General features: G+C 64.8%; 28 protein-coding genes and 1 pseudogene. 20 read left to right on the top strand and 9 right to left on the bottom strand.

Features of this window, described 5'->3' with window-relative positions; all coding sequences use genetic code 11:
- The first annotated feature begins 3 nt into the window (after nt 1-3).
- Both ACIBG0_RS15840 and ACIBG0_RS15835 read left to right on the top strand, forming a co-directional pair.
- A complete protein-coding gene (locus tag ACIBG0_RS15840) occupies nt 4-336 on the top strand; it encodes a hypothetical protein (RefSeq protein ID WP_397033027.1) in 333 nt (110 codons plus the stop codon).
- Nucleotides 337-352: 16 nt separating this feature from the next.
- On the top strand, nt 353-1,408 hold the full coding sequence (locus ACIBG0_RS15835; RefSeq protein WP_397033026.1) for a DUF4185 domain-containing protein: 1,056 nt from the start codon (nt 353-355) through the stop codon (nt 1,406-1,408).
- Nucleotides 1,409-1,575: 167 nt separating this feature from the next.
- On the opposite strand, the gene ACIBG0_RS15830 is transcribed toward ACIBG0_RS15835, so the two are convergent.
- On the bottom strand, nt 1,576-2,796 hold the full coding sequence (locus ACIBG0_RS15830; protein ID WP_397033024.1) for an ROK family protein: 1,221 nt from the start codon (nt 2,794-2,796) through the stop codon (nt 1,576-1,578).
- A gap of 148 nt (nt 2,797-2,944) precedes the next feature.
- Between ACIBG0_RS15830 and ACIBG0_RS15825 the strand changes: the two genes are divergently transcribed.
- From ACIBG0_RS15825 to dgoD, 8 genes are read left to right on the top strand one after another with little or no spacing between them, the layout of a single operon-like run.
- Nucleotides 2,945-3,991 (top strand): substrate-binding domain-containing protein, encoded by a 1,047-nt coding sequence (locus tag ACIBG0_RS15825; RefSeq protein ID WP_397033022.1) that lies wholly within the window; start codon nt 2,945-2,947, stop codon nt 3,989-3,991.
- Nucleotides 3,982-5,502 carry a sugar ABC transporter ATP-binding protein gene (locus ACIBG0_RS15820; protein WP_397033021.1) on the top strand — a complete coding sequence of 507 codons (1,521 nt, stop codon included), beginning with the start codon at nt 3,982-3,984 and terminating at the stop codon, nt 5,500-5,502. Before ACIBG0_RS15825 ends, ACIBG0_RS15820 begins: the two co-directional genes overlap by 10 nt.
- Nucleotides 5,499-6,533, top strand: coding sequence for an ABC transporter permease (locus ACIBG0_RS15815; protein ID WP_397033019.1), 1,035 nt, complete (start codon nt 5,499-5,501; stop codon nt 6,531-6,533). Before ACIBG0_RS15820 ends, ACIBG0_RS15815 begins: the two co-directional genes overlap by 4 nt.
- A gap of 16 nt (nt 6,534-6,549) precedes the next feature.
- A complete protein-coding gene (locus ACIBG0_RS15810; RefSeq protein WP_397033017.1) occupies nt 6,550-7,437 on the top strand; it encodes an SMP-30/gluconolactonase/LRE family protein in 888 nt (295 codons plus the stop codon).
- The gene (locus tag ACIBG0_RS15805) at nt 7,434-8,045 is read left to right on the top strand and encodes a bifunctional 4-hydroxy-2-oxoglutarate aldolase/2-dehydro-3-deoxy-phosphogluconate aldolase (protein WP_397033015.1); all 612 of its coding nucleotides are present in this window, start codon (nt 7,434-7,436) and stop codon (nt 8,043-8,045) included. The genes ACIBG0_RS15810 and ACIBG0_RS15805 overlap by 4 nt, the downstream gene beginning before the upstream one ends.
- 28 nt (nt 8,046-8,073) lie before the next feature.
- Nucleotides 8,074-9,018, top strand: coding sequence for a sugar kinase (locus ACIBG0_RS15800; protein ID WP_397033013.1), 945 nt, complete (start codon nt 8,074-8,076; stop codon nt 9,016-9,018).
- Nucleotides 9,019-9,026: 8 nt separating this feature from the next.
- A complete protein-coding gene (locus tag ACIBG0_RS15795) occupies nt 9,027-9,782 on the top strand; it encodes an SDR family NAD(P)-dependent oxidoreductase (protein ID WP_397033012.1) in 756 nt (251 codons plus the stop codon).
- Nucleotides 9,779-10,924 (top strand): galactonate dehydratase, encoded by a 1,146-nt coding sequence (gene dgoD / locus ACIBG0_RS15790; RefSeq protein WP_397033010.1) that lies wholly within the window; start codon nt 9,779-9,781, stop codon nt 10,922-10,924. The genes ACIBG0_RS15795 and dgoD overlap by 4 nt, the downstream gene beginning before the upstream one ends.
- Nucleotides 10,925-10,940: 16 nt before the next feature.
- Here dgoD and ACIBG0_RS15785 read toward each other — a convergent pair whose 3' ends face one another.
- A complete protein-coding gene (locus ACIBG0_RS15785; protein WP_397033008.1) occupies nt 10,941-11,471 on the bottom strand; it encodes a CGNR zinc finger domain-containing protein in 531 nt (176 codons plus the stop codon).
- A 38-nt stretch (nt 11,472-11,509) separates the two neighbouring features.
- Here ACIBG0_RS15785 and ACIBG0_RS15780 point away from each other — a divergent pair, with 38 nt between their 5' ends.
- Nucleotides 11,510-12,460: an EamA family transporter gene (locus ACIBG0_RS15780; protein ID WP_397033007.1), complete on the top strand. Its 951-nt coding sequence runs from the start codon at nt 11,510-11,512 to the stop codon at nt 12,458-12,460.
- Between the two features lie 199 nt (nt 12,461-12,659).
- Here ACIBG0_RS15780 and ACIBG0_RS15775 read toward each other — a convergent pair whose 3' ends face one another.
- Nucleotides 12,660-13,985 (bottom strand): RNA-guided endonuclease TnpB family protein, encoded by a 1,326-nt coding sequence (locus ACIBG0_RS15775; RefSeq protein ID WP_397033005.1) that lies wholly within the window; start codon nt 13,983-13,985, stop codon nt 12,660-12,662.
- A 101-nt stretch (nt 13,986-14,086) separates the two neighbouring features.
- Nucleotides 14,087-14,965, bottom strand: a complete 879-nt coding sequence (locus ACIBG0_RS15770; RefSeq protein WP_397033004.1) for a LysR family transcriptional regulator ArgP — start codon at nt 14,963-14,965, stop codon at nt 14,087-14,089.
- A 65-nt stretch (nt 14,966-15,030) separates the two neighbouring features.
- Between ACIBG0_RS15770 and ACIBG0_RS15765 the strand changes: the two genes are divergently transcribed.
- From ACIBG0_RS15765 to ACIBG0_RS15745, 5 genes are all read left to right on the top strand, one after another.
- A complete protein-coding gene (locus tag ACIBG0_RS15765; RefSeq protein ID WP_397033003.1) occupies nt 15,031-15,660 on the top strand; it encodes a LysE/ArgO family amino acid transporter in 630 nt (209 codons plus the stop codon).
- Nucleotides 15,661-15,750: 90 nt separating this feature from the next.
- Nucleotides 15,751-16,557, top strand: coding sequence for a hypothetical protein (locus tag ACIBG0_RS15760; protein WP_397033001.1), 807 nt, complete (start codon nt 15,751-15,753; stop codon nt 16,555-16,557).
- A gap of 34 nt (nt 16,558-16,591) precedes the next feature.
- Complete coding sequence (locus tag ACIBG0_RS15755) at nt 16,592-17,389, top strand: N-acetylmuramoyl-L-alanine amidase (protein ID WP_397032999.1); 798 nt, start codon at nt 16,592-16,594, stop codon at nt 17,387-17,389.
- 101 nt (nt 17,390-17,490) lie between these two features.
- A complete protein-coding gene (locus ACIBG0_RS15750; RefSeq protein WP_397032997.1) occupies nt 17,491-19,755 on the top strand; it encodes an MMPL family transporter in 2,265 nt (754 codons plus the stop codon).
- Complete coding sequence (locus tag ACIBG0_RS15745) at nt 19,752-20,432, top strand: TetR/AcrR family transcriptional regulator (RefSeq protein ID WP_397032995.1); 681 nt, start codon at nt 19,752-19,754, stop codon at nt 20,430-20,432. The genes ACIBG0_RS15750 and ACIBG0_RS15745 overlap by 4 nt, the downstream gene beginning before the upstream one ends.
- A 26-nt stretch (nt 20,433-20,458) precedes the next feature.
- On the opposite strand, the pseudogene ACIBG0_RS15740 reads toward ACIBG0_RS15745, so the two are convergent.
- Both ACIBG0_RS15740 and ACIBG0_RS15735 read right to left on the bottom strand, forming a co-directional pair.
- A pseudogene (locus ACIBG0_RS15740) lies at nt 20,459-20,785 on the bottom strand (anthrone oxygenase family protein); the annotation flags it as partial.
- A gap of 96 nt (nt 20,786-20,881) precedes the next feature.
- The gene (locus ACIBG0_RS15735) at nt 20,882-21,736 is read right to left on the bottom strand and encodes an NAD(P)H-binding protein (protein WP_397032994.1); all 855 of its coding nucleotides are present in this window, start codon (nt 21,734-21,736) and stop codon (nt 20,882-20,884) included.
- 165 nt (nt 21,737-21,901) lie between these two features.
- Between ACIBG0_RS15735 and ACIBG0_RS15730 the strand changes: the two genes are divergently transcribed.
- Both ACIBG0_RS15730 and ACIBG0_RS15725 read left to right on the top strand, forming a co-directional pair.
- Nucleotides 21,902-22,108: a CopG family transcriptional regulator gene (locus ACIBG0_RS15730; protein ID WP_397032992.1), complete on the top strand. Its 207-nt coding sequence runs from the start codon at nt 21,902-21,904 to the stop codon at nt 22,106-22,108.
- A 138-nt stretch (nt 22,109-22,246) separates the two neighbouring features.
- Nucleotides 22,247-22,834 carry a Uma2 family endonuclease gene (locus ACIBG0_RS15725; protein WP_397032990.1) on the top strand — a complete coding sequence of 196 codons (588 nt, stop codon included), beginning with the start codon at nt 22,247-22,249 and terminating at the stop codon, nt 22,832-22,834.
- A 199-nt stretch (nt 22,835-23,033) separates the two neighbouring features.
- On the opposite strand, the gene ACIBG0_RS15720 is transcribed toward ACIBG0_RS15725, so the two are convergent.
- Nucleotides 23,034-23,240, bottom strand: a complete 207-nt coding sequence (locus ACIBG0_RS15720) for a DUF397 domain-containing protein (RefSeq protein ID WP_397032988.1) — start codon at nt 23,238-23,240, stop codon at nt 23,034-23,036.
- Entirely contained in the window at nt 23,237-24,127 is an 891-nt protein-coding gene (locus ACIBG0_RS15715; RefSeq protein ID WP_397032986.1) for a helix-turn-helix domain-containing protein, read from the bottom strand. Before ACIBG0_RS15715 ends, ACIBG0_RS15720 begins: the two co-directional genes overlap by 4 nt.
- Nucleotides 24,128-24,452: 325 nt before the next feature.
- On the opposite strand from ACIBG0_RS15715, the gene ACIBG0_RS15710 reads away from it, so the two are divergent.
- A complete protein-coding gene (locus ACIBG0_RS15710) occupies nt 24,453-24,812 on the top strand; it encodes a hypothetical protein (protein ID WP_397032985.1) in 360 nt (119 codons plus the stop codon).
- Nucleotides 24,812-25,183 carry a hypothetical protein gene (locus ACIBG0_RS15705; protein WP_397032984.1) on the top strand — a complete coding sequence of 124 codons (372 nt, stop codon included), beginning with the start codon at nt 24,812-24,814 and terminating at the stop codon, nt 25,181-25,183. Before ACIBG0_RS15710 ends, ACIBG0_RS15705 begins: the two co-directional genes overlap by 1 nt.
- A 565-nt stretch (nt 25,184-25,748) precedes the next feature.
- Here ACIBG0_RS15705 and ACIBG0_RS15700 read toward each other — a convergent pair.
- Nucleotides 25,749-26,492 (bottom strand): glucose 1-dehydrogenase, encoded by a 744-nt coding sequence (locus ACIBG0_RS15700; protein WP_397032983.1) that lies wholly within the window; start codon nt 26,490-26,492, stop codon nt 25,749-25,751.
- Between the last annotated feature and the right edge of the window lie 5 nt (nt 26,493-26,497).

The raw sequence follows: 26,497 nt of genomic DNA, 5'->3' as shown, positions 1-26,497 counted from the left end.
CGCATGCCGACAATCGCCAGCACGAACGGCCGCTTTTTCGTGATCACCGACTGCGTGCCACAGGTACGGGCGGCGGCGACGGCCGCCGCCGCGGGCGGCACCCTGGCGGCTCTCACCGCTGCCACCGTTGCCGAGATCACCTTCCCGGAAGGGGCGTTCGCAGACGTATCAGCCTGCGACACACCGCAAGCCGGACCGACCGCATGGTTCGCCACCTACAACGGTGGGGTCCGCGAGGGCTGTGTCTATGCCATCGACCTCATTACCAAGCAGGTCTGGACCGAGAACGCCAACCGAGCCGCGGCATGGACCCGATTCGTCCTCGCCGCCGGATAAGTCGAAGTGAGAACCCATGTCGAAACATTGGGGCACCGCGATCACCGGGTACGCCGGAAGTACGGCCAGGCAGTTCGGGGTGGGTGGCGCCGACCTCGGGATACCCTATGACCGCGGCCATTTCCAGCCGGGCCGGTCGGGATTCGTCTTCGGTGACACCTTCACCGGCGACAGCCAAGGCTCCGGCGCATGGCTCGGCTCGCCGATCCTGCTGTTCAGCCCCGACCTTCCGGATGCCACCACCACCTTCACCGCAACGCCCGGCGGGGCGCAGGCAACACAAGCCCTCACCTACAACCACAACGCCGACAACGGCTACGGGTTCGAGGTCACCCGGATTCCCAACGACGCCTTCGTCGACCCGAACGGTCGAACGTGGTTGACCTACACCAGCGTTCACGACTGGAACGCGCCCAATGATCGGTACGGCGCGCTATTCTGCGCGCTCGCCTACTCCGACGACGACGGCGACACGTGGACGGACTACGCAATGGTGTGGCCCAACGACGGCAGCGACGGCTACGACGGCTGGAGCCCGTTCATGATGCAGTCCTTCGCTGGCATCGGGAACAACAACGGCGACGGCTACCTGTATGTCGTGTCGAAAGAGTGGGGGCGCATCCACAATCGAGGAGGTCCGATCCTGATGCGCGTGCCGTGGCAGCAGATCGCCAGCCGCGCCGACTACGAGTATTGGGGCTACAACGGCTCGGCCTGGCAATGGGGCAACCTGACACCCACCCCGTTGTTCGCCGGGATGGGCCCCATCGGGGAGTTGAGTGTGAAAAACCTTGCCGGAACGTGGGTCATGTCCTACTTCGACGTCGGCGGCTACTGCATTTCCACCCGCACCGCACCGGCAATCGACCGGGTATGGACCGGAGCGAAACGGCAAATCTACGGTGCTGTCCCGTGGTGGCAGTTCTGGGTCCGCTCCTTCCCCCAGCTCTACGGCGGCTACATTCACCCCCGCTCCACCTCGCCCGCCGACGTGACCCTGTATGTCTCGCAGTGGAATACCACCACGAACAATCCTTACTGGGTCATGCAATTCGACGGCATCACGCCGTAGCCACCATGCCTCGACGGCGGCGGGCCGCTCCCATACGAACTCGCCGCCGCAGCGCTCGACCGGGATCGCCAGGACGCGCCGACGAGCCTGGCCACATCGGTGTGGTCGCCGCTATAGCCGACCGAGCGACATGGCGACCGATGACCTCTGCGCTCTATACCAACGAGCTATGTGGTCGAGCGGATGGCGCGGCGGGCGGCTATGGAGCCGAAGGTTTCGCGGTCGGCGAGGAAGCCTTCGAGGGCGAAGGTGGCGGCGCCGAGGCTGACGGGGTTGTGGGGGAGGCTGCACAGTTGCAGGGTTACCGCGGCGAAGGGGTCGGACATGGCGTGGTGGGCGGCTACGCGGCGGGTTGCGTCGAGTAGGCGTTCGCCGAGAACATTCGCGACCAAGTCGCCGAAAACCATGGTGCGGGGGTTGAAGAGGTTCACCAAGTTCGCGACGGCGACACCCAGGTAGTTGCCGGTTTTTTCGATGATCTCGCTGGCGATCGGGTCATCGCTGGCGGCGATGGCCGCGATAGTGGCGGCATCGTCGGCCGCGAGAAGTGGGCTGGCCGGTGCGATTTCGCGCAGAGTCTGCACGATTCCGCGCGCGCTCACATAGGCCTCGACGCAGCCGTGACGTCCACAGCGGCATTCGCGTCCGTCGATGACGAGGTTGGTGTGGCCCCATTCGCCCGCGCTATTGGTCACACCGCGATAGAGCGCACCATCGATGACGACGCCGATGCCGACTCCGGCACGCAGCGTGACCACGATCAGATCGTCCACATCCCGCCCGGCGCCGAACCAAAGATGTGCTGCGGTACTGGCTTTCAACGGGTTGTCCAGATACAGCGGATGTGGCACCCGCGGTTGCAGCAGCGATTTCAACGACACGTCGTGCCAGTCCCAGTACGGCGAGAACACCGAGACGCCGTCTTCGGGTGCTACCAAGCCCGGCACACTCAATCCGACCCCGAGCACCCGCTCCGCATCGTCGGCGGTCAGCTCGCCGATGCCGCGAACGATCAACTCGGTGACGTCCTCGGGTCGGGTGGCCGTGGGATCAACCGCGATCTCCACCGAGCGCAGCACTGTCATCGCCAGGTCGAAAAGGTCTAGATGAATACTGGTTTCGGCGATATCGACACCGACGAGAGTGCCGCGCGCCGGATTGATCGCCAGCTGTGCCCGCGGCCGCCCGATGCCGGGCGCGTCGTAGCCGAGTTCGGCGAGCACCCCCACATCGAGTAGTTCGGCGATCATATTGCCGACCGTCGCGAACGAGAGCCCGGTGGCGCGGGCGATCTCTTGACGGCTGGTGTGGCCCGCGGCGGCATAGACCGCCTGCAGTACATAGAACCGATTCCGGCGGCGGATATCGCGCGCGGTCAGCTGGTACACGGTCGGGCCATCTCCTTCCGATTGATATTCGCAGACGCTACCCGAGCACTTCTGACAAGACTATTTACAACAGTTATCCGAAGTCCTACTGTAACCCAGGTCACTACAAGACGCCGAGTGCCCGGCGCAGTATTCAGAGGAGCACCCCATGTCCTGGACCCACCGAAGCCGTTGGACCAGAGCCGTTTTCTGCGGGGTATCGCTCGCGCTGGCCGTATCGGCCTGCTCATCGGGCAAAGACGATTCGCAGGCGAGCGGTCCGCAGCACAGCACCGGCGCGATCAGCCTGGTCTACGCGCAGAAGCAGGGCGATCAGGAGTACTTCATCGGCGAGGCCGAGGGCGCGAAGGCCAAGGCCAAGGAGTTGGGCATCGATCTGAAGGTGGTGAATCTCGGCAATGACGCGAACAAGGCGGTCACCGAGGTGCAGAACGCGGTGAACCAGAAGGCCAGCGGTGTGATCGTGGTAGTGCCTGATCCGTCGGTCGGTCCGCAGGTCGCCCAGCTCGCGAAGACCGGTGGCGTCGCACTGCTCACCTCCGATGACCAGGTCTGTACGAATGGACCGGATCCGTCGTCCTGCGCGAAGGACAATCTGGTGCCCCGGGTCGGCTTCAGCGGCACCCAGATGGGGACCGAGGTCGGCACCCGGGCCGCTCAGGACTTCAAAAAGGCAGGGTGGAAGCCGGAGGAGACCGCGATCATCGACGCCTGGAAACAGGACGTGACCGTGTGCACCGACCGGGTCAAGGCCAATCAGAAGGCATTCAAGGAGGCCGCCGGTGTGGACGTCAAGGTGATCGAGGTCGGCACCGACAACACCCCGTCGGACGCGCAGAACAAGATCTCGGCGACAGTGTCGGGCAATCGGTCGGTGAAGAACTGGATTGTCATGGGCTGCAACGACGAGAACGTCAGCGGTGGCGTCGCGGCGATCCAGAACGCCGGATACTCCGCCGACAACGTGCTCGGCGTCGGCCTCGGCGCCTATCTGGCCTGCAAGGAATGGCGCGGCGGCAAGCCGACCGGCTTCAAGGCGGCGCTGTTCATCAATGGCAAAGACGTTGGCGCACTGTCGGTTCAGACGATCTACGACTACCTGAAGAACGGCAAGCAGATGCCGCCCGAGGCCTACGCGCCGACCAAGATGGTCGACTCGACCAACTGGCAGCAGGCGGGCGTCACATGCAGCTGACCGGACTGCGGGTATCCGGGCTGAGTAAGAGCTTCGCCGGGGTGCCGGCCCTGCGCGAAGTAAGCCTGGATTTTCCCGCTGGCGCGGTGACCGCACTGATGGGTGAGAACGGGGCGGGTAAATCCACCCTGATCCGCATCCTCGGTGGCGATCACCGCCCGGACGGTGGCCGGCTCGAGTTGGATGGTGTGCGACTCGAGCTGGCCACCCCTGCCGACGCGCGGTCGGCGGGCATCCGGGTAATCGGACAGGAACCGGAGATCGTGCCGCATGTTTCCGTCGCCGAGAACGTCTATCTCGGATCGCTGCCGCGCCGCTCGGGCCGCTTGCTCGACCGGACCGCGTTGCGCGAACGGATGCGCGAAGACCTCGCCCGACTCGGCTTCGACCGTGACCTCGATCCGGACACCGTCGGATCGAAACTGACCGCGGCGCAACGCCAATTGGTGGAGATCATGCGCGCCTTGACGACCGACGCCAAAGTGATCGCTTTCGACGAGCCGACCTCCTCGTTGTCGGACCACGAAACCGAATCGCTGTTCGCGCTGATCGGTCGATTGCGCGAACAGGGTCTCGCGGTGATCTATGTGTCGCATCGGATGCGGGAGATCTTCCGGCTGGCTGATCGGGTCGCGGTGCTGCGCGATGGCGCGCTCGTCGGCGCACGGGCCACCGCCGACACCACCGATCGCGAGATCGTGCGGATGATGGTCGGCCGGGATCTGTCGACATTATTCGCGCGCAAGCACACTACGCCGGGGCGGGTGGTGCTCGAAGCGGATGCGGTGACCACCGATGATGTCCACGAGGTGAGTCTGCGGGTGCACGCCGGTGAGGTGGTCGCGCTGGCCGGGCTGGTCGGTGCGGGTCGCTCGGAACTGGCCGGTGCGCTGGCCGGTGATCTGCCGATCCGCTCCGGCGAGGTCAGGGTCGACGGTAAGAAACTGCGTCTTCGGCAACCGCGAGATGCGGTGCGGGCCGGGATGGGGTATGCGCCGGAGGAACGCAAGGCGCAAGCGCTGCTGCTGCATCGCGGTGTGCGCGACAATATTTCGCTCGCGACGCTCGACCGCCTGCGGCGGCTGCGGTTCGTCCGGGGCGGCGAGGAGCGCCGACTTGCCCGCCGGTACGTCGAATCACTCAGGGTGCGAACACCTTCCATCGAGCAGGAGGTGCGCAAGCTCTCCGGCGGCAATCAGCAGAAGGTCGTGCTGGCCCGCTGGCTCGCGCGAAAACCCAAGGTGCTCATCCTGGATGAGCCGACCCGTGGCGTCGATGTCGGCGCCAAAATCGAGATCTACCACATCATCGAGGAGCTGGCCGAATCCGGTGTCGCGGTGCTGGTGATCTCCTCGGAGCTACCCGAAGTGCTCGGCCTGGCCGACCGGATCGTGGTCATGCAGCACGGCCGGGTCACCGGCGAACTGGACCGCGAAGAGGCCAGCGAGGAGGCGATCCTCGCGCTGGCCATGGCCGCCGACCTATCGCATACATCGCGAGGAAACCCATGACAGACCAACAACTTTCGATTCCGGCGCAGGCGGCCGTCGCCGCACCATCGATGCTCACCCCGCGTCGGCTGGTGCGGGCGATCGGCACCGGAAATCTCAGTCTGATCGGCGCGCTGGTGGTGGTCGTCGCGATCTTCGCCTGGCTCAACGACGGCTATCTGGATCCGGCGAATCTGGCCGGAATCGGTGAAGCGGTAACGGTTTTCGGTCTGCTCGCCGTGGTCCAGACGGTCGTGATCATCTGTGGTGCGCTCGATATCTCGGTCGGCTCGCAGGCCGGTGTCGCGTCGGTGATCAGTGCGATGGCCTTCACCGCGACCGCCGATAATCCCTGGTTGGGCATTCTGGCCGCGATCGGTGTCGGGCTGGTACTCGGGGGGATCAACGGGCTGATCATCGTCTATGGTCGCGTGAATCCGGTGATCGCGACCCTGGCCACCCTGGCCGCGTTCAAAGGCGTCGCGCAGTTGATATCCGGCGGCAAGGCCCAGGGATTCGTGCTGGGCGACGATGTGTTCATCTTCATCGCTCGCGGCAAGATTCTGGGTCTGCCGGTGCCGGTGGTCATTCTCGCGGTTGTCGCGATTGGTATGCATGTGCTGCTGAAGTACACCGATATCGGGCGCAATATCTATGCCATCGGTGGAAATGACACGGCCGCAAGGCTTTCCGGCATCAATATCAACAAGTATCTGATCGCGGTGTTCGTGCTGGCTGGTGCGGTGGCCGCTGTTGCCGGGATCATCCTGACCGCTCGGACCGGCTCCGGGCAGCCGGTCTCGGGTAGTGAGGGGCTCGAGCTGAAGGCCATTACCGCGGCGGCATTGGGTGGATGTGCGCTCAAGGGTGGTAAGGGCACGATCGGTGGCACGCTGTTGGCCGTCGTACTGCTCGGTGCGCTGGACAACGGGCTGAACGTGGTCGGTGTGAATACGTTTTGGCAGAACGTCGCTCAGGGTTCACTGCTGGTGGCGGCGGTTGTTATTCAGCAGCGGCGCAGCGGGGAACGTGCGGTCGGGCTGCCGACCTAGGACCCGTCAGGAGCGAATGATGATCGAACTGAAGGCCGATCGGTGCTCGCCGAGGCCCGGCAGGTTGTGTGAGGGACCCGTCTGGGATAACCGAACTGATGAGATGCTGTGGGTGGATATACCGGCCGGCCGCATTCATCGCGCGAAATTGCGCGACGGTGATCTCGTGCAGCGGTCCACCGTGGCAGTGGGCAAGCGGGTCAGCGCGGTGGTGCCCTGTGCATCCGGCGGGCTGATCGCGACTGCCGTCGACACCTTTTTGCATCTCGTCGACGGCACCATGACCGAGGTCGCGGCCCTGTCGCTGCCCGATGACGGGGTACGGCGGCGCATGAACGATGCCAAGGCCGACCCGTGGGGGCGACTGTTCGCCGGGACCATGTCCGAAGACGAAATCGCGGGTACCGCAGCGCTTTATCGACTCGATCCCGATGGACAGCTGAGTACCGTGCGTGAGCAGGTGACGATCTCCAACGGGCTCGGCTGGAGCCCGGACGGTGCGACCGTGTATTACGCGGACAGCCCGACACATCGAGTCGAGGCCTTCGACTACGACTCGGCCACCGGCACTTTCGGCAACGGGCGTACCTTCGCCGAGTTTCCCGACGGCCTGCCGGATGGATTGACCGTGGACGCCAGGGGTTTCGTCTGGGTCGCGGTGTGGGGCGCGGGACAGGTGCGTTCGTTCGATCCATCGGGTCGGCCGTATGCGGTGATCGATGTCGGCCCGGCGCAGGTCTCCAGTTGTACTTTCGCTGGATCGGACCTGGATGTTCTCGTCATCACCACGGCCGCCGAGGGTTCCGATGAACCGGATGCCGGGCGGCTGTTCACCTGTAGGCCGGGTGTGACCGGTCTTGCGCCGAATACCTACTCCGATGCGAGGTTGGTGAGTAACCCATGACCGATCACGTCCTCACCCTGGACCCACCGATAATCGCAATACTGCGCGCGCCGACGGCCGCTAGATTCGCCGAGGTGACCGCCGTATTGCACGAGTCGGGCATCACGGCAGTGGAGTTCACGCTCAATTCGCCAGGGGCACTGGACGCACTGCGCGAGTGCGCCGGATTTGCCCACGCTGTCGGCGCGGGCACGGTGCTCACCGCCAGTGATGCCGCACGAGCTGTGGACGCGGGTGCGGCATACCTGATCACTCCCACGGTATGCGCCGAGGTCATCGCGGAGGGCCGCCGCATGGGCGTCCCGGTGATCTGCGGCGCGTTCACGCCCACCGAAATCCACAGTGCGTGGCAGGCGGGCGCGACCATGGTCAAGGTCTTTCCGGCCTCGATCGGCGGTCCCGGCTATGTGAAGGCGATTCGGGGTCCGCTGAAGGAGATCCCGCTGGTGCCGACCGGTGGTATCGGCCTCGCCGATGCCAGGGCGTATCTGGATGCGGGTGCCAGGGCACTCGGCATGGGTTCGCCGCTCGTCGGTGATGCGTGCATCGGCGGTGATCTGGATGCGCTGCGTGAGCGGGCTTCCGCAGTGCGGAAGGCGTTGCTATGAGGGCTCTCTCCGCGCGAAAGCCGCGGCAATGACCGGCGGATTGGTAACTCTCGGCGAAGCACTCGGTGTCATCGCCGCCGCTGAGCCCGGTCCATTGGCTCCTGGTGCGGCAATGCGCATGGATTTCGCCGGCGCGGAAGCGACTGTCGCCATCGGCGTCCGCAGGTTGGGGCACGAGAGCGCGTGGGTAGGCAGTGTCGGTGCCGATGCCGTCGGCACCATGGTGCTCGATCGACTTCGCGCCGAACAGGTCGACATCTCGCGGTGCCGAATCGATGCGGAACTGCCGAGCGGGCTGATGCTGCGCGAGCGACGAACCGCCGCCCACCTGCGAGTCACCTACTACCGCAAGGGTTTCGCTGGATCTCGATTGTCGGCCGCCGATATCGATACGGCCCAGATCGCCGCCGCACGGGTGCTGCATCTCACGGGCATCACCCCGGCGCTGAGCCCATCGGCCCGCGACGCCGTCCACACGGCATTGGATATCGCCGTCGATGCTGGGGCGACCATCTCTCTCGATATCAACTACCGCCGCGCATTGTGGTCGGAATCCGATGCGGCCGTCGAACTTTCGAAGCTCGTCTCCCGCGCGGATATCGTGTTCGCCGGCACGGATGAAGCGGCCATTCTGGTCTCTGCCGCGACCCCGGCCGAGATGGCGCAATCCCTCGCCGCACTCGGCCCTTCGCAGGTTGTGATCAAACTCGGATCCGAAGGCGCGCTCGCACTGCACAACGGCGAGCTGATCCAGCAGCCAGCGGTGGATATCCGCAGCGTCGACCCGGTCGGCGCGGGCGATGCGTTCGTCGCGGGCTACCTCGCCGGTGTGCTCGACAACGGGTCGCCGAGGCACAGCCTGCAATTGGGCGCCACCTGCGGCGCATTCGCCGTATCCGTACCCGGTGATTGGGCTGGTCTGCCGTTCCGGCACGAACTCGGCCTGCTCACCGGCGCCGACATCAACCGATAGGGAAGAGCATGAGTCGTCTGGCAGACCGGGTCGCGGTCGTCACCGGGGGTGCGTCCGGCATCGGTGCGGCCACCGCCCACCGGCTCGCCGCCGATGGCGCAGCGGTAGTCATCGCCGATATCGCCGAAACGGCTGGGCGCGAGGTCGCTTCGAAGATCCGTGCGTCCGGTCATCGCGCCGAATTCGTCCGGTGCGATGTGACTTCGGAGGCTTCCTGGGGCGAGCTACGCAGTAGCGTCAACGAACTGTTCGGACCGCTGGATTTCCTGTGCAGCAACGCATCCCGTCAGGCCACCATCCCGGCACACGAATTGACCAGGCAGGCATGGGATGACGGCCTCGCGGTCAATCTCACCCCACTATTCCTCGGCTTGCACACCTTCATCGATGATCTGCGCAGCCGCAGTGGCAATGTGGTCGCGATCTCTAGCGTGCACGCCCATTTCGGGCTGCCCGGTTATCCGGTCTATGCCGCCGCCAAGGGCGGGTTGACCGCATTGGTCCGGCAGCTGGCCGTGGAGTACGGGCGCGCTCATGTGCGGGTCAATGCCGTACTGCCCGGCCCGATTCTCACCCCGGTATGGGATGACGTTGACGAGGCAGGTCGGCGGCTATCCGCCCAGGCCACCGCACTGGACCGGATGGGGGCACCCGAGGAGGTCGCCGCCGCGGTCGCCTTCCTCGCCTCCGACGACGCGTCCTTCATCACCGGTGCCAACCTGGTCGTCGACGGCGGCTGGAGTGTGCGAAAGGAGTCCCGGTGAAGATCACCGCACTCACCACTTACCTGGTCGCTCCGCGCTGGTGCTTCCTGAAGATCGAGACCGACGAGGGCATCACCGGCTGGGGTGAGCCGGTAGTCGAGGGCCGCGCCCACACGGTCGCCGCCGCTGTCGACGAACTAGCCGACTACCTTGTCGGCAAGGATCCGATGAGCATCGAAGCACACTGGCAGGTGCTCACCAAGGGCGGTTTCTATCGGGGCGGACCGATCCTGTCGAGTGCGGTCGCGGGCATCGACCAGGCGCTGTGGGATATCACCGGAAAGGCACTGGGCGTACCGGTTTGGCAGTTGCTCGGCGGTGCCGTGCGCGATCGGATTCGGGTGTACAGCTGGATCGGCGGCGATCGCCCCGACGATGTCGCACAGGCGGCCGTGGAACGAAAAGAGCAGGGCTTCACCGCGATCAAGATGAACGGCTCCGCCGAATTGGAGCTGATCGATACACCGCGCGCGACCCGCGGCATTGTCGATCGAGTAGCGGCAGTCCGCGAGGCAACCGGCGATGACTTCGATATCGCCGTCGATTTCCATGGGCGCCTGTCCATTCCGATGGCGCGGCGCGTGCTGCCGCTGCTCGAACCGTATCTGCCGTTCTTCGTCGAGGAACCACTCGTGCCGGAGTGCAGCAGCCAGATCGGCGAGATCACCCGCGCGACAAGCATTCCCATCGCCACTGGTGAACGGCTCTATTCGCGTTGGGATTTCAATGCGGTCCTCGATCAGGGCATTGCCGTAGTCCAACCCGATCTTTCGCACGCGGGTGGTATCTCCGAGGTCCGCCGCATCGCCGCCCTCGCCGAGGCCCGCGATATCGCCCTCGCCCCACACTGCCCCCTCGGCCCGATCGCTCTCGCCGCCAGCCTCCAGGTCGGCTTCGCCACCCCCAACCTGCTCATCCAGGAGCAAAGCCTCGGCATCCACTACAACACCGGCTCCGACTTGCTCGACTACCTCGCCGACCCGAGGGTCTTCGCCTACCGCGACGGTTACGTCGACCTGCTCCAAGCCCCCGGCCTCGGCATCGAGATCGATGAAGCGGCGGTGACCCGCGCCGCCGAACAGGGCCACCGCTGGCGAAACCCGATCTGGCACCGCAAGGACGGTTCCTTCGCCGAGTGGTGATGCCTTCCTTGTCCGTTCACTTCTTCCTGGCGCGATAGGCAGCGACAGCATTGCGATTCCCGCATGCGGTGCTGCAGTAGCGGCGCGATCTATTGCGCGACAGATCGAGAACCAGTCCCTCGCAGCCTTCGTCGGCGCAGCGGGATAGCCGACTCAGCTCATCGGAGCGGACCAGATCGATCATTGCCATCGCGGTCTCTACGGCTATGCGGACAGGGAGCGGAGCCTGCGCGGATACCGCGTGGATGTGGTAGTCGACATCCCCGTGCCGGACCAATTGCGGCAGGGCACGATGCTTCGCCAGCGTCTCGTTGATCAGTCGCACCGTGGTATCGCGATCACTGGTCAGCATGCGACGTAGCGGCGTGCGTAAGGCACGTACCTCCGCGAGTTCGGCGGCGTCCCCGGAGTGCACGCCGGTGTAGACGTGCTTGACGAAAAACTCGTCGAGCTGGGCGATCTCGGTCAACGTATCCGGCTCCTCCGCCGAATTCACCAGCTCCACCGCGGCAACCAACGCCGCCTCAGTGTCATGAGCAAAGACCATGTTGACATATTACCTGACCGACTTTAGCGTCATTACTCATGGTTGCGATGACTCATGACAACACTGCGCAGCGGCTGCGAATGGGACTGCTCTGCGCGGTGGTGTCCGCGTCCTCGTTCGGACTATCCGGTTCACTGGCTCGCGGCTTGATGAATGCGGGCTGGAGTTCCGCGTCCGTGGTGGCGGTCCGCGTGCTGGTCGCCGCGGCGGTTCTGGTTCCGATCGCGCTGGTGCAATTGCGCGCTAACTGGGATCTGTTGCGCCGCAACGCATCACTGATCACCGCCTACGGACTGCTCGCCGTGGCCGGTACCCAACTCGCCTATTTCAACGCTGTCGCCCACATGCAAGTCGGCGTGGCGCTGCTCATCGAATACACCGCTCCGGTCGCCGTGGTCGGTTGGCTATGGCTGCGCAAGAGCCAACGGCCGAGCACCGCAACGGTTCTCGGTGCGCTACTCGGGATGACCGGTCTGCTCCTGGTCATCGACCTGCGCTCCGGCCTAGCCGCCAGCGGCATCGGCATCGCATGGGCGCTCGCCGCTATGATCGGAGCCGCCGCCTACTTCCTGCTCTCCGCCCACGGCGATGGCACCCTGCCGGGCACCGTACTCGCCGCCGGTGGCCTCCTCCTCGGTGGACTCGCCCTCCTCGCGGCAGGCGCGATCGGCATCGTCGCACTCCATGCGACCGCCGATCCCGTTGTCTTCCAACACCTCACCGTCTCATGGTGGGTGCCCGTCCTGGCGCTCGGCACGATAACCGCCGCCCTCGCCTACGTCTCCGGCATCGCCGCCACCCGCCTTCTCGGCTCGCGCCTCGCTTCCTTCGTAGCCCTCTTCGAAGTCCTGGCCGCCCTGGCCTTCGCCTGGATCCTCCTCGGCGAAGCCCCTCGCCCCCTCCAGCTCCTCGGCGGCACCCTGATCCTCATAGGCGTAATCACCGTCCGCCAAGGCGAAACCACCCCTGACCACGCTGAGCCCCGCTAATCGGGCCACGCCGCCGAGGCCGGCTTGACGTATACGTCAATCCCTACAGCGCGTCTGCGGACTCTGTGGGAGTCCGCGACGCCGTCCTTCTCGGACGTCCGGTGCACATCCCAGTATGGGGGTGCCGGTTCCCGCGTCATCCGGGCTGGTTTCACACACCCGGGTTGGTGTGTCAGAGCCGTCCCGTCGGCGGGCGTTGTTATCCGGGGCTCGTGCTTCGGGCTCCCGGACTCGGGCAAAGATCTAGTTGCTCGCCCCGAGTGGCGAGGTTGACAGCGGCATTGAGGTCGCGATCGAGTCGCGTCCCGCAGCCGCAGGTGAAAACGCGGTTAGCCATAGTCAATTGCTCATTGCGTTTCCCGCAAGATGAGCACAGTCGGCTCGACGGGAACCAGCGGTCGACGGTGGCCACTTCTCCGCCGCGCCAGCCCTGCTTGTAGCGGAGTTGCCGGGCGAACTCGCCCCACCCGGCGTCGCCGATCGCACGCGCCAGACATCGGTTGCGGAGCATGCCCGCGATGTTCAGGTCCTCGATGACCAGCCGATCGTGGGTCTTGACCAGCCGGTTCGACACCTGATGCAGAAAATGCGCGCGAATGTTGCGGATGCGGTGATGATGCCGTGCCAATCGGGCTGCGGCCTTGCGGCGGTTGCGGCTTCCCGTTTGTTTGCGGGTGAGCGTCTGCGCGAGACGGCGCTGCCTGCGCATCCCCATGACTAGTGGTTTCGGTTGGTCGGTGATCCGGTCGACCTCGACGCCGTCGCTGGTGGCGGCGACCAGGAATGCCGACAGCCCCCGATCAATGCCCAGCCAACCGCCGTGGTCACTGCTCTCACGCACCGTATGCCGGTGCGCGGGATGCAGGTCGGTGGCCTCGGTGACGAGGCTGATCATCCAGCGGCCCGCCCGCAACGACACCGTCGCGGACAGGATCTTTGCCCGACCCGCAGCGATCATCCGCCGCAACCGGCGCGTGTCCTCGCGCACCCGCACCGTGCCGATCACGGGCAAAGTTACAGACCGGGGGCCACTGTCGCCGACTCGGATGGAGGCCCGCCTGCGCTTGGCGTGTTTGTTCCGCAGCCGAAACGACGGAATCGTCGAGGCTTTCGTTTTGAATTTCGGGAACCCGACACGGCATCCGGTGCGTTTGCCGGTCCGTGAGTCCCGCCACGCCGCCAACCCTTGTGCGAGGTCGCCGGCGGCTTCTTCGAACACCTGCTGGCACACCTGGTTTCGCCACACGAGCCCGACCACTGTCAATGCCACCTCACCGGTCGCGTCGACAGTGAACACCCGTCCGGCCTGCTCGGTCTTCTTCCACGCATTGAACCCGTTGATGTGATCGAACCTGGTCCATGGCACTGACCTGTCCGGTTTGCGGCGGCGCTCATCCAAGGCTGCCTTCGTCATCGTCAGACACTGATTGAACGCGAACCGCGCCGCACCGGCGTGGCGGACCAGCATTGATTGCTGCTCGACAGTCGGGTCGAGACAGAATCGGAAACTCGTAAACCGCGCCACCACAACAGCATCCCAGCAGCCACCGACAACAACAGGCCACACCACCGAAATGGTGATCAGGACCCACCCCAAAGCCCCGAACGACGCACCCGAATTCTTAGTCAGCGCAGCGCCTCGGCCGCGGCAGCCGCAATGGCACCAGCAACGCCGCTGAGCGCCGGCGAATCGACCTTCCACTGCTGCCAATAGAGCGGTACATCGATATACGAATCCCCATCGATGGGCACCAGGTCCCGACCATCCCGAGTCTGCAGATCCGGCAACATGCCCCACCCCAGTCCGATCCGAATCGCCTCCGCGAATCCGGCCGACGACGGCACATAATGCCGCGGCGGATCCACCGGATGCCCACACCGCCGCCGTAGATGCCGATCCTGCAGATCATCTTTGCGATCGAAAAGCACGACGGGCGCAACGGAATACGCCTCAGCGCTCGGACCGTCGGCGAACCAGGTCCGCGCGAACCGCGGATTCGCCATCGGTCGATAACGCATGGCGCCGAGCCGTTCCACCCGACACCCCTGCACCGCCGATGAGGTGGCGGTGATCGCCGCCATCACCGTCCCGTCGCGCAGCAATCGAGTCGTGTGTTCCTCATCCTCGCGATGTATTTCGAAACACACCCCGGTGGGCGCCTGGCGCAATGCGGGCATCACCCACGTTTCCAGTGAGTCGGCATTGACCGCGATCGGCACCCGGATCGGCTGATCCGCGGGTCGCTCGGTATCGCCGAGTTCGCGTGCGGCATCTCCAGCCAGCAGTTCGATCTGGCGCGCCAAGCGCAGCACCGTGAGCCCGGATTCGGTGGGCCGCACCGGTTTTGTGCGTTGCAGCAGGATCCGACCGGCGGCGTCCTCGAGCGCCTTGATGCGTTGACTGACCGCCGACGGCGTTACGCGCAGACTGCGCGCGGCCGCATCGAAGGTGCCCTCGGTGACCGCCGCGTTGAGCGCACGGAGCTGATCGAGCTGGAGGTCCATTAAGAAATCCTAAAGGTACTTCAGAATCTTTAGCTGGTCTGGTCACAGCCGCGGATCTAGCGTCAATGCATGTGACGGCATCATCGGCGGCCATGGCGGCTATTTCGGGACTCGGCTTCGGACTCTCCTTGATCGTGGCGATCGGCGCGCAGAACGCCTTCGTCCTGCGCCAAGGTCTGCGCGGCCAGCATGTACTCGCCGTGGTCGCGGTCTGCACCGTGTCCGACATCGTGCTGATCGCGGCGGGAGTCGGCGGGTTGGGCGTCGTGGTCGAATCCGCACCCGTGCTGCTGTCGGTGATCCGCTACGCCGGAGCCGCGTTTCTGCTCGGCTACGGCATTCTCGCCGCCCGCCGCGTCTGCGCGGCATCGAGCCTGACCATCGAATCCACCGGCGCCACTGTCGCACTCGGCGCGACCGTCCTCACCTGTCTGGCCCTGACCTGGCTCAACCCGCACGTCTACCTGGACACTGTGCTGCTGCTCGGCTCCTTCGCCAATACCTACACCAGCCCGGACCGCTGGTTCCTAGGCGCGGGCGCGATGGTCGCCAGCATTATCTGGTTCACCTCGCTCGGCTACGGTGCCCGCAAACTCGGCCCCCTGTTCGCCCGCCCGAGCGCGTGGCGCGTACTCGATTCGGTGATCGCGGTCGTGATGTTCAGCCTTGCGTTGGGCCTATTGCTCACCGGCTAAGCTGCTAGGACCTGCAACGCCGTGGGATCGGATCGCGATCAGCACATGATGGGTGGGGGTCGCCGCCCCGGTGGGAGAGGTGGGCAGGCAGTGAGTAATCCGTACGGCGGGGAGCCGCCGCGACAGGATCCGGCGCCATGGGGGCAGCCGGTGGAATATTCGGCCCAGCAGGGCTGGGGGCAGACCGACTATCCGATGGGTTATCCCAGCGCACCGACGCCGAGTCCGCCGCCGAAACCGAAGACCGGTGTGATCGTCGCGGTGGTGCTCGGACTGGTCGCGGTGCTCGCCGTGGTCGGTGTTGGACTGGTTGTCATCACCGCGCGCGACAAGGATCAGCCGCAGGCATCGAATGTCACGGCCACCGTGGTCCCGGCGACGAGCGCGCCGGGCACGAGCACCCCGCGAACGACCACGACAACGCCGCGACCGGGCCAACCGTCCTCGGGCAAGCTCACCTACACCGACTTCGCCGGGGACTGGAATTTCACATTCGACAATGTGGAACTGCACGCCGACTGGGTCGAGGGCCGCGACCACGCCAACTGCCGCGATTTCGAGGTCAACGGCACGCTCACCGGCCTGGGCTGCCAGTACGCCGCCGAAATGGTGTACCGGGCCGAGGGCGGCGGGCTGAAGATCACCCAATTCGTCCTGGCGATGCCGACCGAGGGCCAGGCCACGGCCGCGCTCGGCAAGTTCACCGATGCGGACCTGCACCTGCGGCCGGGCACCTACATCGACAATTTCGCCACCGGCAAATGGCGCGACGGGACCGAGAAGGAGTTCGTCGTGGTCACGGTGGCCACCGCCAATGCGGCCGTCGCCGCGGACACGGTCAAGAAGTATCTGCAGTACCGGCACGCGGATACCCTCGGCGCGCTGGCCTTCCGATAGCTGTGTCGATGCGGCCTGTGGCAGTGTCGGTGTCATGCGTTGGCGAAGCTGGAAGACGACCGCCGCGATCTGCGCGTGGGGCATGTTGCTCGGCGGATGCGTGCACGACGCCTCCGGTTCATCGGCGCGGACCACCACGCCGCAAATAAGCGACGAACCGACGACGACCCCGCCGCACTTCATTGCCGAGGACCGCGTCGTCGTCATCGACCCCGGCCACAATGGCGGCAATGCCGACCAGCGCGGCGAGATCAACCGTCAGGTGCCGGACGGTCGCGGAAAAACCAAGGCGTGCAACACGACCGGCACATCCGGCACTGATGGCTATACCGAGCACGAATTCACCTGGGACGTCTCCACTCGGGTCCGGGATACCTTGGCCGCGCGGGGTATTCGCGTCGTGCTTACCCGCGACGACGATGCGGGCGTCGGCCCCTGCGTCGATGAACGCGCCGCTATCGGAAACCGCAGTGGCGCAGCGGCTGTCGTCTCGATCCATGCCGATGGCGCGGCTGCGGGCGCGCACGGTTTCCACGTCGCCTATTCGTCGCCGCCACTGAACTCGGCGCAGGGTGAGCCTTCGCGGCGACTGGCGACAATGCTGCGTGACACCATGCTCGGGTCCGGCTTCGTCCCGTCGACCTATGTCGGCTCCGATGGCATGAATCCGCGTGCGGATCTGGCGGGTCTCAACCTTTCCGAACGCCCGGTCGCGCTCGTGGAATGCGGAAATATGCGCGATCCTGGCGACGCCGCGCTGATCGAATCGCCGGATGGGCGGGCGAGGTACGCCGAAGCCATCGCCGATGCGATCGTCACATTCCTCGGGTGACCGGGATCACTATTGTTAGCTGTGCACCCACTATCGCCATTGAGTTAACGGCGTTACGCTAACGCTGTTACCTGAGAGCAGTCGAACTAGGGGAGTCGCTCATGCTGGTACGGATCGCCCATCTGGCCACCAGGCATCCGAAGACGATCCTGCTCGCCGCCGCACTACTGGCCGTACTCTGCGGCGTATTCGGTGCCACGGCGACCTCGCATATGAAGACCGCCGGTTTCACTCCGGGCGACGCCGAATCCACGCAGGTCACCCAGTTGATCGCGGATAACTTCGGCGGCGCGGAACCGAACCTCATCCTGCTGGTGCGCGACGAATCCGGCGCGGACAGTCCGGCCGCCAAGGCCGCGGGCGCGAAGTTGACCGACACCCTGCGCTCGCGCGGTGATGTGATCGGCATTCAGTCCTATTGGAACGCGCCGCAATCACTGTCGTCCGTATTGCGCAGCAAGGACGGTAAGAGCGCGTTGGTGCTCGGCTACATCACCGGCGAGGAGTCCGTGGCCCAGCGGACCGCCGGTGCTATCGCCGACGAAGTCACCGGCACCAATGACGGCGTCAGCATCTATCAGGGCGGCCTCAGCTCCATCTACCACGACTCGAACGAGCAGATCACCCATGATCTCGCGGTCGCCGAGAGCGTGGCTATCCCGCTGTCGTTCATCGTGTTGATCCTGGTGTTCGGCAGCTTGGTCGCGGCCTTCCTGCCGCTGGCCGTCGGGATCTTCGCGATCTTGACGACCCTGGCGATCCTGCGCACCCTCACGGTCTTCACCGATGTGTCGATCTACGCGCTGAATTTGACCACGGCATTGGGCCTTGCGCTCGCGATCGACTACAGCCTGTTCATTGTCAGCCGCTACCGCGAAGAACTCGGCAATGGTCTCGATATCGAGGCGGCCGTGGTGCGCGCGGTGCAGACGGCAGGACGCACGGTGCTGTATTCGGCGCTGACCGTCGCCTTGTCGGTGGCCGCGTTGGGCGTCTTCAACCTGTACTTCCTGAAATCCTTCGCCTACGCGGGCGTTGCGGTGGTCGCCGCGGCCGCCGCCGCATCGATCCTGATCCTGCCCGCGGTGCTGATGCTGCTGGGGCATCGGGTCAACGCATTGGATCTGCGAAAGCCGTTGGCGCGCTTGCTCGGCCGCGACGTGCACGTTGAGCGCGCTCCGGAGCAGAACTTCTGGTACCGCACGGTGCAGTGGGTTATGCGCCATGCCGCACCGGTCGCCATCGCGATCATCGTGCTGATGCTGGCGATCGGGTCCCCGTTCCTCGGTGTGAAATTCGGCTATCCGGATGACCGAGTCCTCAATGCGGGCGCCTCCGCCACCAGCCGCACGGTCGGCGACGCACTGCGCTCCGACTTCCAATCCAACGCCGCGACAAATGCCACCGTGGTGCTCGACGACTACCACGGAAATCCGGCCGCCATCGGCGACTACGCCGCTGCGCTGTCGAAGGTGGACGGTGTGTCCGGAGTGCTGTCGGGTGCCGGACTATATAGCCGCGGCTTGAAGGTCGCGCCCGGATCGCCGCAGATGACGAATGACACCGGCGCGTTCCTCACTGTCGCGACGACGGTCGATCCGTTCACCGCCGCGGGTAAGACGCAGCTGGACCGGCTGCGCGATGTCCCGAGCCCGGGACCGGCGCTCTTCGGCGGCGCCGCCGCGATCAATCGCGACTCCCTCGACGCACTGGGTGCGCGACTCCCGCTGGCCGGTGCGCTGATCGCGCTCGCCGCCTTCGTGGTGCTGTTCCTGTTCACCGGAAGTGTGCTGCTGCCGCTGAAAGCCCTTGCCCTCAATACGCTTTCGTTGACCGCGGCGTTCGGCGCAATGGTTTGGATCTTCCAGAACGGGCATTTGTCCAGCGTTTTCGGCAATGAAGCGACCGGATATCTGGTCCCGACCATGCCGATCCTGATGTTCTGTCTCGCCTTCGGAATGTCGATGGACTATGAGGTATTCCTGCTCTCGCGCATTCGCGAGGAGTGGCTGGCCTCGGGGCGCACCGCCGCGGACAACACTCGCGCGGTCGCGCTGGGCGTCGCACGCACCGGCCGGATCTTCACCGCGGCCGCACTCTTGATGGCCATCGTGATGGCCGCCATGGTCACCTCGAAGGTGTCGTTCATCCAGATGACGGGACTGGGGCTGACTTTGACGGTGCTCGCGGACGCTACGCTGATCCGCGGCTTGCTCGCGCCCGCACTCATGCGGCTGCTCGGCACCGCGAACTGGTGGGCCCCCGCGCCGCTTGCCAAGCTGCACGCCAAGATCGGCTTGAGCGAGGGCGAAACCCTGCGGGGTACAACTGAATCCGCTAAACATCAACTAGCCGGACGACCGTGAATTTTACTCCGAGGCAGCGTTCGGCACGTGGCTCCGGTGCGGAACTGCGTGCCGAAATCCTCGATGCTACAAAGAAGCTGCTGGCTCGTAGCGGGCATGTAGACGCGGTGTCGATCCGGCAGATCGCCAAGATCGTCGGTGTCACACCGCCATCCATATACCGCCATTTCGCGGACAAAGATCAGCTGATCGAGTCGGTGGTGGCCCAGGTATTCGAGGATCTGGATGCGGAAATGCTGGCCGCATCCGATCCGAACGAGTCGCCGATGGAGCGTTTGCGTCAACAGGGCCTGGCGTATGTCCGGTTCGCCAGGGAGCATCCCGAGCAGTACCGCCTGGCCATGACGCCCGGCGAGACGGCGGGCGCGGTCGACCAAGTGCTGACCAGCAGCGCCTTCGCCCACTTCGCGGCGACAATCACCGAGTGCATGAACCTCGGTGTGATCGCGCCGGGCGACCCGGTGCCGGTCGTCTTGGAGCTGTGGACGAGCGCGCACGGCATCGCCTCGCTGCTGATCGCGAAACCCTATTTGCCCTGGGGCGATGTGGAGGCCTTCACCGATCGGGTAATGCGCTCGATCTGTGTCGGTCGGGTTGTCATCGATAGCGTGCTCGGTGTGGACGTGTCCGCCGATGCCCTCGCCGAGTGGGCGGTGCAGAACCGTCGGGTGTCCTGAGCCGCGCTCAGGGCCGCGAAGGCCAGGGTCGCGGCTACCGTTCGCACCGCATGGGCGAGCTGCCAGCGGTCGCGGACGGTTGCCCAGTCATCGGGCGGCATGGTGACGAGCCAGTCGCGTTGGTCGGCATTGATCGGCAGGTTGACGATGACCGTCAGGATCAGCACGCCCGCGAGCAGGGCGAACGCAATGATCGGGAGCCAGCGGACCGGACCGCGGTCGCGGATGCGGATCGCGATGATGAGCGCGATTGCGACCAGAGCGGGGAGGAGGGTGGCGCTCGCGAGGACATCGAGCCATTCCAGTTCGATCTGTCTGACCTGGGTATAGACGGCGGCGCTGACGTCACGCATCGATAGTTCGAGGACGAGGATCGAGATCAGGAAGCCGGCGAAGACACCGCTGAATATCTGGGCAGCGAACTGGGCGATTGCGCGCATGGTTCGCACTCAATTCCGGAAGGCGGCAGCGTGCTCGGCGGCCCACTCGGCGAAATTTCTTGTGCTGCCGAGGATTTTCTCGACATCATTGGTGACGGGTGCGGCCTGGCCGACGCCGTCGGCGTAGCGCGTCAGCAGGGAGTCGACGAAATCCTCCGGAAAGCCGCGCGCCACCATGCCTTGCCGCACCACGGCGGCGGGAACTTCTTCATAGCGCAGCGGCCTACCGATGACCTCGCCAATCATCCGAACCATATCGGCATGCGTAAGGGATTGGGGCCCAGTAAGTTCCACTCGTCGGCTCAGCAGATCATCGGTCAAGAGGGCATGCGCCGCGACCGCCGCGATATCGTCTTCGTGCAGCGGACTTTCGGCGAATTCGGCAAAGGGCCCGCGCACCACATCGCCCGCGCGAATCTGGGTATCCCAGCCGCTCTGCACGACATTGCTGGCAAAGCTGCTGGCGCGCAAGCTTACCCACTCCAGACCGCTGTCCGCTACTGCCTGCTCGGCTTCCTTGTTCCGGTCGCCACGGAAGCGGGACGGCTGTGCGGCGAGCGGGTCGTCGATATTGATGGCGGAGAGGGCGACCAGCCTGCGCACCCCACGCTTACCGGCCAGTTCCGCGAAGTCGAAGGCGGCATCGCCCACGGCCCGTGGGTGCAGGAATGCCGCGGCCGCACCGTCGAGAGCATCGGCAACAGTGTCCGGCCAGGCCGGATCACCGGCCACCACCTCGACGCCGGCGGGCAGTGCGGCACTTTCGGGGGATCGGCTGACGGCTCTCACTCGAATGCCTTGTGCAGCAAGCAGTTCGACGAGTCGACGACCGACGGTTCCAGTGGCTCCGGTGACAATAATCATGACGCTACTCTCTCTCTGAGAAACATATTGTATGAATCTCATATTAGATTATCTGGAGCGTCATGAGATATGACTTCCGTAACATTGGGAATGTGCACCTGTCCGGCGAGGTGCGTTGTCGGCCGCGTGGTGCGCCGAGAACGCCCTACGTTGTACTTACATTCTGTGAAGACCAAGACCAGCGTGTATCTCGAAGCTGAGCAAGCCGCACGTCTCGAGAAGGCTGCGGCGGAATCCGGGCGATCGGAAGCCGACCTGATCCGGGAGGGAATCGACCTCGTGCTGCTCCGCGCGCACCAGGTCCGCCGCAGTCGGCCATGGCCGTCGTTCGACTCCGGTGATCCGAACTTCGCCGCCCACAGCGCAGGATGAATGAAATTTCCCGCCCGCATGCTGCGCAATTGCTGTATGAGCGAAGCAGTGAGCGTGTGCGACGTGAAGTTATAGATGAATACCGCCCTAGCGCGGCCTGAGGGTCCGATCCGGGTTCGGACTGCAATGATGTCCGGTATGAGCGGTCCCGACGAGCGGGTGACGGCCGAGGAGTTCGCTGAAGGGGCGACTGCTGGGCTCGGTGACATCGAAATCGTAGACGGGCGCGTGGTCCGATTGATGGCCCAGAGCCCGGTGCACAGCCGTGTGGTCCGGCGGCTGGCCGGGATGCTGGAGGCAGCCCGGCGCGACGGCGGTCCGTGCATGGTGGTGGATTCCGACATAGCCGCACGGTTCGCGGATGCGGAATCCGCAGCGGCGGATCGGCGATTGAATATCCGCTATCCCGACATCTGGATCCGGGACTGCGAACCTTACGACGTCAACACCGTGCGTGAGCACATTCTGCTGGTGGTCGAGGTCACTTCCGAATCAACCATCGATGTCGATATCACCGACAAGCGAATTCAATACGCAGCCGCGGGTATCCCTCGCTATCTGATTGTCCGGCTGGATCAGAAGGAAGAACGCATCGAGGAGATCGAGGAATACCGCCTCGACTGGTCCGGTCGCCGCTACCGAGCGCACACGGTCCACCGCCGTGTGCTGCTGCTCGACGACCCGGTCGAGGCGACCATCCCATTCGATGTACTGGAGCAGCCATAGCGACCAGTCGCGAGTGTCCACTCCGACGCGGGATATCGCGAAACCCTTGGTATAACTGCAGATACCGTCCATGAATAGCCATGATTGCGGTGCCATCGAACCTGTTGCGAGAGGTCTTTCAGGGGTGACAGCAGACGGCCCCGTCGCGACGCTTGGGCTCGTCGCGCGGGGCCGTTGTGGTGCTCGAATTTTGCCTAGCTCAGGCGGGATTGAGCTCACCGTCGGTGATGCCTGCTGTGAAGGCATCCCATTCGCCTGGGGCGAAGGTCAGTGCTGGGCCGGTCGGGTTCTTCGAGTCACGAATGCCTACACTGCCTCCATCGAGCCATGCCACCTCGACACAGTCGGTCTGGCCGCCGCTGTGGCTGCTCTTGAACCAATTCGCTTTGGATAGTTCGGTATTCACGCTCTGTAACTCCTTGCTGCCCGCCTGAGCAGTTCTCGCGTTTGCGTCTCATCCAGTGCCGTACTCCGTATGGCCGAAGCAATGTCATGGTAGCGGCGGAAGTCATCGGTGTGTTCCAGGTACAAGTCCGGCTTCCCATTCCCTTCGAGATAGACCAACGGGGGTTCCACTGTGTGGCCCTTGCCGTCTGTGCCGAAGTCGAGGAGCACGAACGGACCATGCAGCACACCCAACGTGCACCCGCCGACGTACGGATGTATACGGATCGAGACGTTCGGCAGCTTGCCGATCTCGGCCAGATGATTCAGCTGTGCGGCCATCACCTTCGGCCCGCCGACAACGCGGTGCAGCGCCGATTCATGCAGCAGCAGTTCGAGTTTCACCGGATCGGCTTTGCGGGTAACGATAGTTTGCCGCTTCAGCCGCAACTCGACGCGGCGTTCGATGTCTTCCGGATCGCTGTCACGGTAGAACGCGCTGATCAGAGCCCGCGCATAGTCAGCGGTCTGTACGAGACCGAGCACGATCTCGTGGTACGCGATCAGTTGACGTGCGGCAGCCGCGAGTTCGACGTACATATTGAACGTCGCATCGCTGTAGAGCCCGCCGAATGCGGTGTACCACGAGGTGACCCGTGCTTGTTTGGCGAGTTCGACGGCGCGGTCGATGTCGGCCGGTTTGACCTCGTACAGTTCGCACAGCGCTTGAATATCGCGGATACGGGACTTCTTGACACCGCCGGTCTCGAGCCGATGCAGGGCGGTCTTACTCAGTTCCACCAGGTGAGAGGCTCGTTCGAGCGATAGCCCGGTGCCTTCGCGCGCCTCGCGCAGGAAACGTCCCAGTTGTCGCCTGGGCAGGGTCGAGGGTTCATCGTCGCTGGTCATGGTGTTTGCATCCTTTGCAGAAGCGGAACGAAACGAAACCCGAACGCGGAAGGGACTTTACGCGGGCAGTGGACCTCTTCTTGGTGATTCGGGCCAATTGGGTCCGGAACTTCCGGAAGCGCGTGTTTCACTCGAAGTTCGTGGTGTGCTTGGCCCCGACGTTCGGATGACACCGCAGGTCGGCTCCCCGAGAACAGCGCCAATCCACTGGAGCCACAACAACTTCAGCTATCCGGCTGCGCGGCTCGGATCACGTGCCCGCGGGCGATGGCGGTTGTTGTCGCCGGACGTCGATACCGACCACCGACCACGTTCCGGGGGAACTATGACACATACGCAATCCACCAGCGACAAACCAAAAGCCATCGGGTTCGTCCGCGATGACGTGTCCGGTCCGGATGCGCCACGCCACGCCACCGATGTTCGGCGGCATGCGGATACGCGCGGCTACCAGTACGTCTACACGGCTCGGCCACCGGACGATATCGATGATCCGATCGGGTATGCGCTCAGGCTGGCGGCGGGTCTCGAGGTCGAGGTGATCGTTGTCTTCGACCTCGAGCATGTCGGCTGTCGACCGTCCCTGATCTGCGATGCGGGGTTTGATTTGGAAACCGTTTGCCCGCAAGGCATCTGGATGCGCTCCGGTATGTCCGGGCCCAGCGTCGAACAGGAAGTGGAGTGATGACCGACGACACCATCCTCATCCCACCCACCATCTGCGGCCGCGCCGAGGTCGAGTTGGCGCACCAGCAGATGCGGCAACACCGCGCGTGCCGAATCGAGCGGTGCGCGTGGAAGTGGGCTGCCTTCTACACACTCGTGCGGCACGGTCGGATCACGCCGCAGGCGTTGAGCCCGCGCGAGCGCGCCCACCGGCGCGGCATCGCTTTTCCGGCCGAGACCATCGAGCATTGCCTGCCCATCGGCACGCCCGGACTCCAGACGTTCCAGCAGGTGCTCGACGGGCTCACACAACTAGCGGTACCGACGGACCCACCTGGATCAGGATCGCGGGTGGTGAACAACCATGGGCGCATGGCAGGTGGTGCATAGCGTGCTCGCGGTCATCGGGGGCGGTGCGTTCGCGATGGTCGGGGTGGCTTGCGTGTGGCCGGTCGACCGGCCGCGACGCCACCGGCCCGCCGCGGGTCGCTGCCGTCTACGTCCGATCGAATGGCCGAAGGCATGGACGTGCGGGCCGCCCGATCAACCGCTCACCCTGGCCGACGCCCATCTCGCGATGCCAACTGCACCGCGACCACGACTGCGCCCGCAAGCACGCCGCGTTCGACGCGCTGGTGGCGGCCGGACGTATCCACCCCGATTCCGCACGCCGCCACCGACTGTGGGGGAGACCGTGGTGAACGCACCGCACCCGGATTCGATTGCTACGCGAGTGCGTTTCCTCGAGGATCGGGCCGCCCATGCCGGATGTCGACTGGTCGGTGGCGATCAGCCGCCGGGCGGGGCAACTATTGGACATCGACGGTGAGCGCGTCTACGGCGGCAACCTCGAACAGATCGATGTCATAGCAGCGCCGAAATACCGTGGCAGGCAAGTGTGTTCACGCCGCGTGAGTCGTCGATCGGTAGGCTGCCCGCTGGCGCGAAGTAGCGTTCACGAGAACGTCTTGTGTGGAACTCCCACGGTCAGCCCGCCGTCGATGACGAATTCAGCACCGGTCGAATAGGACGATTCGTCGCTGGCCAGGTAGGTCACCAGCGCGGACACCTCGGAGGGATCGGCGGCGCGCCCGAGCGGGATCTGCAGGAAATCCTCCGGAATACCCTCGGTCATCGGGGTCCGGATCAATCCGGGATGGATCGAATTCACCCGAATTCCATACTGCGCCAACTCGAGTGCGGTCGATTTGGTGAGTCCGCGCACCGCGAATTTGGTGGCGGTGTACCCGTGCAGGCCGGGGCTGCCGCGCATGCCCTCAACCGAGGAAATATTGATGACCGAACCGCCGCCCGCCTCGATCATTGCGGGCGTGGCGGCCTGCATGCCGAGGAAGGTCCCGGTCAAATTGATATCGATGATCTTGCGCCACTCGGCCAATTCGAAGTCGACGAGCAGATTGCCATTGACGATCCCGGCATTGTTCACCAAAACATTCAGCGAACCGAAGCGTTGCACGGCCTCGGCGACCGCATCCTGCCACTGCTGCTTTTCGCGTACATCGAGATGGACGTAGGCGGCATTGTCGCCGATCTCCTTGGCCAGTGCCGCGCCCTCCTCGTCGAGGATGTCGCCGAGCAGCACCCGCGCATCCTCGGCCACCAGCGCCCGCGCGTGGGCGGCGCCCATACCCCGCGCGCCGCCACTGATCAGTGCCACCTTGCCGGTCAACCGCCCCATCGCGG

The organism is Nocardia sp. NPDC050630, from assembly GCF_044457245.1.
Taxonomy (GTDB): Bacteria; Actinomycetota; Actinomycetes; order Mycobacteriales; family Mycobacteriaceae; genus Nocardia.
This window is presented reverse-complemented; position numbering and strand designations above follow the sequence as displayed.